The sequence below is a fragment of the Streptomyces niveiscabiei genome (genome assembly GCF_001419795.1).
GTDB classification, from domain to species: Bacteria; Actinomycetota; Actinomycetes; order Streptomycetales; family Streptomycetaceae; genus Streptomyces; species Streptomyces niveiscabiei.
The window spans coordinates 1-10,540 of record NZ_LIRL01000648.1; the positions used below are offsets into that span (position 1 = coordinate 1).

General features: G+C 71.3%; 9 protein-coding genes. 5 read left to right on the forward strand and 4 right to left on the reverse strand.

Going from position 1 to position 10,540, the window contains the following annotated elements; all coding sequences use genetic code 11:
* A partial coding sequence (locus AOK24_RS29195) for an ABC-ATPase domain-containing protein (protein WP_240554182.1) occupies positions 1 to 893 on the forward strand: 893 nt, incomplete at its 5' end.
* Positions 894 to 1,022: 129 nt separating this feature from the next.
* Positions 1,023 to 2,312, forward strand: coding sequence for a glycoside hydrolase family 27 protein (locus AOK24_RS29200; protein WP_240554183.1), 1,290 nt, complete (start codon positions 1,023 to 1,025; stop codon positions 2,310 to 2,312).
* A gap of 65 nt (positions 2,313 to 2,377) precedes the next feature.
* Here the strand turns inward: AOK24_RS29200 and AOK24_RS29205 are convergent, their stop codons facing one another.
* Both AOK24_RS29205 and AOK24_RS29210 read right to left on the reverse strand, forming a co-directional pair.
* A complete protein-coding gene (locus AOK24_RS29205; protein ID WP_055723041.1) occupies positions 2,378 to 2,998 on the reverse strand; it encodes a DUF1349 domain-containing protein in 621 nt (206 codons plus the stop codon).
* Between the two features lie 86 nt (positions 2,999 to 3,084).
* A complete protein-coding gene (locus AOK24_RS29210) occupies positions 3,085 to 3,747 on the reverse strand; it encodes a TetR/AcrR family transcriptional regulator (protein ID WP_159052023.1) in 663 nt (220 codons plus the stop codon).
* A gap of 65 nt (positions 3,748 to 3,812) precedes the next feature.
* On the opposite strand from AOK24_RS29210, the gene AOK24_RS29215 reads away from it, so the two are divergent.
* From AOK24_RS29215 to AOK24_RS29225, 3 genes are all read left to right on the forward strand, one after another.
* A complete protein-coding gene (locus AOK24_RS29215) occupies positions 3,813 to 4,478 on the forward strand; it encodes a class II aldolase/adducin family protein (RefSeq protein WP_055723042.1) in 666 nt (221 codons plus the stop codon).
* Between the two features lie 31 nt (positions 4,479 to 4,509).
* Complete coding sequence (locus AOK24_RS29220; protein WP_055723043.1) at positions 4,510 to 5,451, forward strand: carbohydrate kinase family protein; 942 nt, start codon at positions 4,510 to 4,512, stop codon at positions 5,449 to 5,451.
* A 241-nt stretch (positions 5,452 to 5,692) separates the two neighbouring features.
* Positions 5,693 to 6,685 carry a phospholipase D-like domain-containing protein gene (locus AOK24_RS29225; protein ID WP_055723044.1) on the forward strand — a complete coding sequence of 331 codons (993 nt, stop codon included), beginning with the start codon at positions 5,693 to 5,695 and terminating at the stop codon, positions 6,683 to 6,685.
* A 121-nt stretch (positions 6,686 to 6,806) separates the two neighbouring features.
* Here the strand turns inward: AOK24_RS29225 and AOK24_RS29230 are convergent, their stop codons facing one another.
* Entirely contained in the window at positions 6,807 to 7,079 is a 273-nt protein-coding gene (locus AOK24_RS29230) for a hypothetical protein (protein WP_055723045.1), read from the reverse strand.
* A 163-nt stretch (positions 7,080 to 7,242) separates the two neighbouring features.
* Positions 7,243 to 10,467, reverse strand: a complete 3,225-nt coding sequence (icmF, locus tag AOK24_RS29235; RefSeq protein WP_055723046.1) for a fused isobutyryl-CoA mutase/GTPase IcmF — start codon at positions 10,465 to 10,467, stop codon at positions 7,243 to 7,245.
* Between the last annotated feature and the right edge of the window lie 73 nt (positions 10,468 to 10,540).

Consider the following 10,540-nt stretch of genomic DNA (forward strand, 5'->3'; position numbering starts at 1 on the left):
TGTGGGACCACGTTCCGGGGGACGGGCGGGAGCTGGCGGTCTCGGTGGCGGACACGGTGAAGATCCGCGCGGAGGACGGGCGTCCGGTGGAGCGGGTGGACGTGCACGCGTTCGTCAGCCATCTGCCGGACGGGTCGGACACGGCGGACTTCTCGACGCCGAACGCGTCGGGGTCGACGTCGCAGGCGGCGTCCCTGTGCGAGGCGGTGGAGAGCGGGGCGCGGGTGCTGCTCATCGACGAGGACACCGCCGCGACCAACCTGATGATCCGGGACGCCCGCATGCAGGCGCTGGTCGCGAAGGAGCGGGAGCCGCTCACGCCGCTGGTGGACTCGATCCGTTCCCTGCACCGGGACCACGGGGTGTCGACGGTGCTGGTGATGGGCGGGAGCGGTGACTATCTCGAAGTCGCCGACCGGGTGGTGATGATGGACGCGTACCGGCCGTACGACGTGAGCGGGCGGGCGCGGGAGATCGCAGCCGTGCCGACGGGGCGGCGGGCCGAGGCGGACTCCTTCCCGGGGGTCGTCGCCCGGCGGGTCGACCCGGCGTCGGTGGACTCCACGGCGAAGGGGCGCAGCCGGGTGCGCTCCCGGGGCACCGACTACCTGGTCTTCGGCGAGCACGACATCGACCTGCGGGCCGTCGAACCCCTCGCCGACGCCTCCCACGTCACCGGCATCGGCCTCGCCCTCGAACTCCTCGTCCGCCACGGCCACCTGACCCGTGACCGCACGCTCGCCGAGGCCCTCGACCTCCTCGACGCGGACTTCGCGGGCGCGGACCCGGTCGCCGCGCTGCGCACGGTCCACGACGACGACTTCGCGGTACCGCGCCGCCACGAGATCGCCGCCGCGCTCAACCGGCTCCGGGGGGTGAGGGTGTTGCGCTGAGGGCGGGCCGGCACGCCCCCGTGCGACCACTGCGGCGAAAGTTTCCCCCTCTGGTCGTACCCGGTCCCCGTGAGGCAACCTGTACAAGATCACACCGTGCGTATCCGCCCTCCCAGGAAGCGAACCGCCATGACTCGCTCCGTACGCCCGCTCCCCGAACGACGCCTGCGCCCGCCGATGGGCTGGAACAGCTGGGACTGCTACGGCCCCACCGTCACCGAGGAGGAGGTGCTCGCCAACGCGGCCTTCCTGCACGAGCACTTGCTGCCGTACGGCTGGGACACGGTCGTGGTGGACATCCAGTGGTACGAGCCGACGGCCCGTGCGCACGGCTACAACGAGGACCCGCCGGTGGTCCTGGACGCGTACGGCCGTCAGATGCCGGCGCCCAACCGGTTCCCGTCGGCGGCCGACGGCGCCGGGTTCAAGCCGCTCGCCGACCGCGTCCACGCGCTGGGGCTGCGCTTCGGCCTGCACATCATGCGCGGCATACCGCGTCGCGCGGTCGCCGGCCGGCTGCCCGTCGCCGGGACCGACTTCACGGCGGACGAGATCGCCGACACCTCCTCGGTCTGCCCCTGGAACCCCGACAACTACGGCCTGAACCACGACCATCCCGGCGCGCAGGCGTACTACGACGCGCAGGTCGCCCAGTTCGCGGCGTGGGAGGTCGACTTCATCAAGGCCGACGACATGCTCGTCCCGTACCACGACCGGGAGATCGCGGCGTACGCGCGCGCCATCGAGCGCAGCGGCAGGCCGATGGAGCTGAGCCTCTCCCCCGGTACGGACATGTCCCTCGCGCACCTGGGCCACCTGCGGGAGAACGCCACGATGTGGCGTGTGTGCGACGACCTGTGGGACCGGTGGGAGGACGTCGAGGCGCAGTTCGGGCGCATGGCGCGGTGGGCCCCCGCGCAGGGCCCGGACGGCTGGGCCGACGCCGACATGCTCCCCCTCGGCCGCATCGGCATCCGCGCCGAGCGCGGCGAGGACCGCATGTCGCGGCTGACCCGGGACGAGCAGATCAGCCTGCTCACGCTGTGGTTCGTCTCCCGCTCCCCGCTGATGATGGGCGGCGACCTCCCCACCAGCCCGCCGGAGACGATCGACCTGCTCACCAACGGCGAAGCCCTCGACGTCCTCCTGCACAGCCGCAACAACCGCGAGGTGCTGCGCGAGCGGAACCTCGTCCTGTGGACGGCCGACGACGCCGACGGCCGGACCCGCTACGCGGCGGTGTTCTCCCTCGCGGACACCCCCGAGAGCGTCACCGTCCCTCACGGCTCGATCGGCGCGCTCCCCGACGACCGGTTCCGGGACCTGTGGACCCGTACCGACACCCCGCACGACGGCCGCGCCCTGACCCTCGACCTCCCCGCGCACGGCTGCGCCCTCCTGCGGCTCACCCCCGCCTGACCTCCCCGTTCACCGCGCGGACGAGGGGCACCGGCGCTCACCGAGGTGGGCGCCGGACCCGTGTGTCAGGACCCGTCCCGCAGGTCCGCCAGCCGCTCGCGGGTGAAGCGGACGTCGTCGAAGGTGACCCGGCAGCCGTCGCCGGTCGGTGACTGCGCCTCGAAGCCGACCGTGGCCCGCGCGCCGGGGTCGTCGAGGGCGAAGAAGCGGATCATGCGCCAGGTCACGCCGTCGAGGGAGGCGTGGTAGGCGTACGCCCCGTCGATCCGCGAGACGCGCAGCCACGCCGTCCGCCCGTCGACGACGAACGCGTTCGCGTCGTCCGCGACACCCCGTGCGACCACGGAGACGATCATCGGCTCCCCGTCGGGCGAGTACTCGAAGCAGAGCTTGCCCCAGTGCCGTTCGTCGACCCACAGGAGGAGCACCCCGGCGTCGAAGGTGGCCCCGAACTCGACGGTGACCCGCGCGCTGAACTGGAAATCACCCTCCGGCGGAGTCCCGAGCAGGGTGGCGGCGTTGAGCATCGACTCGGCGTTGAGCTGCGAGGCGGTGCCGGGGTCGATGAAGATGTCGCTGCGCGGGGCGGCGGTGACCGTGACGGTGGCCCCGTCGACGGCCCACGCCTTGTCGGACGACGGGCTGAGGGGGAAGGGGAGTCCCGGAACGGTCCAGGGAGCGGTCATGTGCACGTCCTCTCACATCGGCATGTACGCGTACGCCTCGAACGTACGCGGTCCCCGCACCGGCGCCTCCCGCACCCCCCGTGCCGTCAACGCCCCCCGTAGCCGTGGAGGAAGGCGTCGACCGCCCTGGTGACGCAGGCGTGGATCTGGGCCGGTGTCTGGGGGTCGCCGTGGGGGCTGATCTCGGAGTTGACGAGGGCGACGAAGTGGGCGGTCGCGCGGGGGGCGTCGTCGGAGTCGAGGAGGCCCGCGCGGGCGAGGTCGTCGAGGCGGCGGGTGACCTCCTGCTGGACGCGCAGAGGGCCCGCCTGGCGCCAGGTGTCGATCACCGAGGGCGGGAAGTGCTGCTCCTCGGCCCTGATCTGGCGGATCATCGCGAAGTGCTCGGGGAACTGGGTGCGCTGGCCGACGAGGGCGTTGCCGAGGACGAGGAGGTCGGCGCGGGCGTCGGTGCCGGCGAGGTGTTCGCTCACGGTCGCCACGAACGCGTCGGCGACCTGGCTCGCGCTGTCGTGCAGGACGTCGGAGAAGAGGTGGTCCTTGCCCTGGAAGTGGTTGTAGATGGTGCGGGTGGACACCCCGGCCTCGGCGGCGACCCGGGTCGTGGTGAGGACATCGACGCCTTCCTCGGCGAGCAGCCGCTCCGCCGCCGCCAGCACGCGGGCGACCTTCTCCACGGAACGGGCCTGCCGGGGCGTACGCCTGAGCCGTACGCCGGTCAACTCGCCCTGTCCTGCCGGGGGTTCCACGCGTTCTCGCTCCAATCCCGAAACCAAACGTGACTTTGTTTCATGTTCAGGTTACCTTTCGCGTCATGACGGAGGCGAATCCGGCCGCACAGGCGCGGCACGCGGTCGCGGAGGCCAGTCGGCGGCTCGCGGACGCGGGCCTGCTGATCGGCACCGCGGGAAACGTGAGCGTACGGACCGACGACGGCGTCGCGGTCACCGCGACAGGCGCGGTGCTCGGCCGGGCGACGCCCGCCGAGGTGACCGTGGTGGACCTCGAAGGCCGGGTGCTGGAAGGGGAGTTGGCGCCCACCTCGGAACTGGAGCTGCACCTCGGGATCTACGAGCGCTTCGGCGCGGGCGCGGTCGTGCACACCCACTCCCCCAGGGCCACCGCCCTCTCCCTCGTCCTCGACGAACTCCCCTGCGTGCACTACCAGATGCTGCTGCTCGGCGGCGCCGTACGGGTCGCGCCGTTCGCGGTGTTCGGGAGCCCGGAGCTGGCCGGTCACGTGTTCGCCGCGCTGGAGGGCAAGTCGGCGGCGCTGATGGCCAACCACGGCGCGGTGGTGCACGGCCCGACGCTGGAGAAGGCCGTGGAGAACGCGCTCCTGCTGGAGTGGGCCTGCGACGTCTACGCCCGCGCCGCCGCGCTCGGCACCCCGCGCGCGCTCGACGAGGAGCAGCAAGTCGCCGTCATCACCGCCGCGTTGAACAGCGGGTACGGCAGTACGCGCGCGGCGAAGCCGTAACGAGTCCGGCAACAGGAAGAGGGAGAGCCCCGTGAGTCAGTCGGTCATAGCGCTCGGCGCCCACGTGTTCGACGTCCAGGTCCGCCCCGTCGAGTCCATCCCGGACGGGCAGGGCGCGACACTGGTCGACCAGATCCGGTTCGGCCCGGCGGGCACGGCGGCCGGGACCGCGGTGACCCTCGCCAAGCTGGGCGCGGCGGTCCGGACGGCCGGCGCGATCGGGACCGACCCGATCGGCGACCTGATGCTGAGCCTGCTCGGCAGGTTCGGCGTCGACACGTCCCTCGTCGTACGCCGCGACGACGCCCAGACCTCGGCGTCGGTGCTGCCGATCCGGCCCGACGGGAGCCGGCCCGCGTTCCACGTGCTGGGCGCGAACATCACCTACGGCCCCGACGACGCCCCGCACGCCGAGATCGCCGCGTCCACCCATCTCCACCTGGGCGCACCGGAGTTGATGGGCGGGGAGGCGGCGGCGAAGATCCTGCGGCCCGCGCAGGAGGCGGGGACCGTCACCTCGGTGGACATCCTCGCGGGCGGCGACAGCGGCCTGTTCGACTGGATCGCGGACGCGCTGCCGTACGTCGACTACCTGCTCCCCAACGAGGACCAGGTCGTGGGGTTCACCGGCGCGGAGAGCGTCGAGGCGGGTGCGCGGGTCTTCCTGGAGCGCGGCGTGGGCTGTGTCGCCGTGACGATGGGGGCGCGTGGGGCACTGGTGGTGACGGCCCAAGAGACCGTGACCGTACCGGCGTTCGCGGTCGACATCGTCGACACCACCGGGTGCGGTGACGCCTTCTCCGCCGGGTTCCTGCGCGGGATCGGGCTCGGGCGTACGCCCGTGGAGTCCGCGGTACTGGGGTGCGCGGCAGCGGCTCTCGTGGCGCAGGGGCTGGGCAGCGATCACGGGGACTTCGACCTGGCGGCGGCGGACACGTTCGCGGCGAACACGCCTGTGCTGAAGGGCGATTGACGCCCCGAGGGAAGGGGGATCGACGCCCCGGGAGGGGCAACACGCACTCTTTGCGATCTTGCGGGACCCGGTTGACCCGCCCCCCACCTGCACGAAGTCCGCTTTGCCCCACCTCAATACCCGCCCGGTAACCCCGAGTTCACCGGGCGGACCTTCTCCGGCGTTCTACGCGCGTGGTGTTCTTCTCGCACCCCGCCGACCCCCGGGCGGGCTCCCCCTCGAACTCGCCCAGGAGTCACGCATGTTGTGGAAGGTCATCGGCCGTACCGGCATCGCCCTCGCGGCCGGCGCGGCCGTCGTCGCCACCGCCGTCCCCGCGAGCGCCGCGAGCTACTCCGCGTTCGCCTTCTCGCAGAGCGGCGGGCAGCCGCAGATCTACGACTTCATCAACTCCGCGACCAGCTCGCTCGACATGACGATGTACGAGCTGGAGGACACCACCGCCGTCGACGACCTCATCGCCCTGGAGAACAAGGGGGTGACCGTACGGGTCGTTCTCGACCAGGCCCACAAGTCCGCGAACAGCTCCGCGTACACGGCGCTCACCGCCGCCGGTGTCGGGGTCGCCTGGTCCTCCGCCTCGTACGTCTACACCCACCAGAAGACCATCACCGTCGACGGCACCAAGTCCCTTGTCCTCACCGGGAATCTGACCTCGCAGTACTACGCCACCGGGCGCGACTACGGGGTGTTCGACGACGACAGCCGTGATGTCGCCGCCATCGAGAAGGTGTTCGACGCCGATTACACCGGAGCGGCGGTCACTCCCACCGACGGCGACCATCTGCTCTGGTCCCCCACCGACTCCCGCGACCGGCTCCTGTCGGTCATCAACGGGGCCACCAGCACGCTGGACGTCGAGGAGCTGGAGTTCAGTGACAGCGCGGTCGTCGACGCGATCGCCGCGCGTGCGGCGGCGGGGGTGAAGGTGCGGGTCGTTCTGGAGACCCCGTCGTCCTACGCGTCCGAGGTGTCCCGGATCGAGTCGGCGGGCGGGACCGTCGTGGGGTACTCCGACCCCGACGGGTTCTACATCCACGCGAAGGCGATGGTGGCCGACTACGGGCTGGCCACGCAGACGGTGGAGGCCGGCTCGATGAACCTCAGCTCCAACTCACTGGGCAGCAACCGGGAGTTGGGCGTCGTCCTGACCGGGACCGGAGTCGCGCAGCCGGTCGCCACGACGATCGAGACGACGTTCGCGAGCGACTACGCGGGCGGGACCGCGGCGTAACGCCGCCCCCGACATCCGGCGCCACCGCCACCGCCCTCGACATCCGGCGCCGCCGCCACCGTCCCCGCCATCGCAGCAACGCCCCCGCAGCCCGAGCCGCTCCCCCGGGTGACGTACCCCCTCACCCCGGCGGCACGGGTGGCGGCAGTGGCGAGGGGGACGGGAACCGCCCCTCGGGGCCGGCCGGGGCGACGGGCCGGACCGCCGGCCCCGCCACCATGTCCATCCGCACCACGAACACGCCGTCGCCGTAGACCGGATGGGGCTGGAGGCGGGGGGCCTCGACGGAGGTCGGCCGGATTCCCGACACCGCCCAGCCGAGGCCCAGCAGTCCGGTGAGTACGAGGGTCAGCAGGGCGGGGCCGGCCCCGTGGGGCCTGTGGTCGTGAGTCACTTCAGTTCCTGGTCGCTCGGTCCGACTGAGACATCACCCCGTGTCCCCAGCCTCACAGCCGGACCCGCCCAAGGGAATCTTGAGACTTAAAGTTGTACTCCTCCTGTACGAACCTTTCACGCCGGCTCCAGCAGACCCCGCCCGGAAGCCGCCCCGCGTCCGCTCAGACGTTCCGCCGGTACTGGCCCCCCACCTCGAAGAACGCCTCGGTGATCTGCTGGAGCGTGCACACCCGGGCCGCTTCCATCAGCACCGCGAACACGTTGCCGTCCCCCACCGCCGCCTCCTTCAGCGCGGCCAGTGCCTCGTGGGCCTCGCTCCGGTGGTGCGTACGGAACTCCACGACCCGCTCCAGCTGGGACCGCTTCTCCTCCTCGGTCGCCCGCGCCAGCTCCACCGGGCCGGGGGCGGCGGTGCCGGCGTGCGGGTTGCGGAACGTGTTGACGCCGACGATCGGCAGCGTCCCGTCGTGCTTGCGCTGCTCGTACAGCATCGACTCGTCCTGGATCCGGCCCCGCTGGTACCCGGTCTCCATCGCGCCGAGGACACCGCCGCGCTCGCTGATCCGCTCGAACTCCTGGAGCACCGCCTCCTCGACGAGGTCGGTCAACTCGTCGATGACGTACGAGCCTTGGAGCGGGTTCTCGTTCATCGCGAGCCCCCACTCGCGGTTGATGATGAGCTGGATCGCGAGCGCCCGGCGCACCGACTCCTCGGTGGGGGTGGTCACCGCCTCGTCGTAGGCGTTGGTGTGCAGGCTGTTGCAGTTGTCGTAGAGGGCGATGAGCGCCTGGAGGGTGGTGCGGATGTCGTTGAAGTCCATCTCCTGGGCGTGCAGGGAGCGTCCGGAGGTCTGGACGTGGTACTTCAGCTTCTGGCTGCGCTCGTTCGCGCCGTACTTCTCCTTCATCGCGACCGCCCAGATCCGGCGGGCGACCCGGCCGAGGACCGCGTACTCGGGGTCCATGCCGTTGGAGAAGAAGAAGGAGAGGTTGGGGGCGAAGTCGTCGATGTGCATGCCGCGCGCCAAGTACGCCTCGACGTAGGTGAATCCGTTGGCGAGGGTGAAGGCGAGCTGACTGATCGGGTTCGCCCCGGCCTCGGCGATGTGGTAGCCGGAGATGGAGACGGAGTAGAAGTTGCGGACCTTCTGCTCGATGAACCACTCCTGGATGTCGGCCATCATGCGGAGGCTGAACTCGGTGGAGAACAGGCAGGTGTTCTGGCCCTGGTCCTCCTTGAGGATGTCGGCCTGGACCGTGCCGCGCACGCTCGCGAGCGCCTCGGCGCGCAGTGACCGCGCCTCCTCGGGCGACGGTTCGCGGCCCTCCGCCTCGCGGAACGCGTCGGTGCGCTGGTCCATCACCGTGTTGAGGAAGAACGCCAGGACCGTCGGCGCGGGGCCGTTGATCGTCATCGACACGGAGGTCGTGGGGGCGACCAGGTCGAAGCCGTCGTAGAGGGCCTTCATGTCGTCGAGGGTCGCGACGGAGACGCCGGAGGTGCCCACCTTGCCGTAGATGTCGGGGCGTTCGTCGGGGTCGCGGCCGTAGAGGGTGACCGAGTCGAACGCCGTGGACAGGCGGGTCGCGGGCTGGCCCTCGGAGAGCAGCTTGAAGCGCCGGTTCGTGCGGAACGGGTCGCCCTCGCCCGCGAACATCCGCGCCGGGTCCTCGCCGTCCCGCTTGAAGGGGAACACGCCCGCGGTGAACGGGAACCGGCCCGGCAGGTTCTCGCGGCGCCAGTAGCTCACCAGCTCGCCGTGGTCGGTGAACCGGGGCAGGGCGACGCGCGGGATCTTGTTGCCGGAGAGGGACTCGCGGGTGAGCCGGGTGCGCAGTTCCTTGCCGCGTACGGTGACGACCTGCTCGTCGCCGGAGTAACTGGCCACGACAGCGGGCCAGTTCGCGATCTCGTCGGCGATGTCGCCCGGCAGGTCCCGACGGGCGCTCTTGATCAGCGGCGCCAGGTTCGCCGCGTCGGACCCCGCCCGCGCCAACTCGCCCTCGACCTCGGTGAGCCGCTGCAACCGCCGCGCGGCGTCCGCGAGGTGGAGGGTCTGCGCGTGATAGGCGCGGACCGTGTCGGTGATCTCGGCGAGGTAGCGCACCCGTTCCGCCGGGACCACCTGCCGGATGCCGGAGGAGTGCCGGACGTCCACGTGCGGGAGCGAGCCCTCCGCCAACGGCAGCCCCTTGTCCGCGAGTTCGCCCCGCAGGTGCTGGTACAGCGCGGTGACGCCGTCGTCGTTGAAGGTCGCCGCCGACGTGCCGTACACCGGCATGTCCTCGGGCTTCTTGCCGAACTCCTCGCGGTTGCGGACCAGTTGGCGCCCCACGTCGCGCAGCGCGTCCTTCGCGCCCCGGCGTTCGAACTTGTTGATCGCGACCGTGTCGGCGAAGTCGAGCATGTCGATCTTCTCCAGCTGGGAGGCGGCACCGAACTCCGGTGTCATCACGTACAGCGAGGTGTCGACGAACGGCACGATCGCAGCGTCCCCCTGCCCGATGCCCGGCGTCTCGACGATCACCAGGTCGAACCCGGCGGCCTTCACGACGTCGATCACGTCGGCGAGGTGCTCGGGGAGTTCGCGGCTCCCGCGCGTGGCGAGGCTGCGGAAGAACACCCGGTTGCCGTCGAGGGAGTTCATCCGGATCCGGTCCCCCAGCAGGGCGCCTCCGCCGCGCCGCCGGGTCGGGTCGACGGCGATCACCGCGATGCGGAGCTTGTCCTGCTGGTCGACCCGCAGGCGCCGGACCAGTTCGTCGGTGAGCGAGGACTTGCCGGAGCCGCCGGTGCCGGTGATGCCGAGGACCGGGACGGTACGCGTCGTGGCGCGCAGCGTCCGCATGAACTCCGGGGGCAGCTTGCCGAGTTCGGCTCCCGTGACGGCGCGGGCCACGGCGGAGCGGTCGCCGGCGAGCACGGCGTCGACGTCGGCCGGGTGGCCGTCCCAGAGGTCGAAGTCGCAGTCCTGGACGACCGAGTTGACCATCCCGGCGAGGCCCATCCGCTGGCCGTCCTCCGGCGAGAAGATCGTCACGCCGGACGCGCGCAGCCGGGTGATCTCCTCCGGGACGATGACGCCGCCCCCGCCGCCGACCACCCGGACGTGGCCGGCGCCCTGCTCGCGCAGCGACTCCACCAGGTACTCGAAGTACTCGACGTGCCCGCCCTGGTAGGAGGAGACGGCCACGCCGTGCGCGTCCTCCTCCAGCGCCGCGTCCACGACCTCGCGCACGGAGCGGTTGTGCCCGAGGTGGATCACCTCCGCGCCCTGCGCCTGGAAGATCCGCCGCATGATGTTGATCGACGCGTCGTGGCCGTCGAACAGCGCGGAGGCGGTGACCAGCCGGACGGGGTGCGTGGGGCGGTGCAGTTCGCTCATGGGGACCTTCCAGCGACGTACGGCCAGATACTTGGACGTCCTACTAAATAGATAGTAGGACGTCCAAGTGAAT

What these genes read in the sequence shown, in the direction of transcription:
- AOK24_RS29225 (WP_055723044.1), top strand. Translation starts at nt 5,693, where the DNA reads ATGTTGTGGAAGGTCATCGGCCGTACCGGCATCGCCCTCGCGGCCGGC.
- AOK24_RS29200 (WP_240554183.1), top strand. Translation starts at nt 1,023, where the DNA reads ATGACTCGCTCCGTACGCCCGCTCCCCGAACGACGCCTGCGCCCGCCG.
- AOK24_RS29205 (WP_055723041.1), bottom strand. Translation starts at nt 2,998, where the DNA reads ATGACCGCTCCCTGGACCGTTCCGGGACTCCCCTTCCCCCTCAGCCCG.
- AOK24_RS29215 (WP_055723042.1), top strand. Translation starts at nt 3,813, where the DNA reads ATGACGGAGGCGAATCCGGCCGCACAGGCGCGGCACGCGGTCGCGGAG.
- icmF (WP_055723046.1), bottom strand. Translation starts at nt 10,467, where the DNA reads ATGAGCGAACTGCACCGCCCCACGCACCCCGTCCGGCTGGTCACCGCC.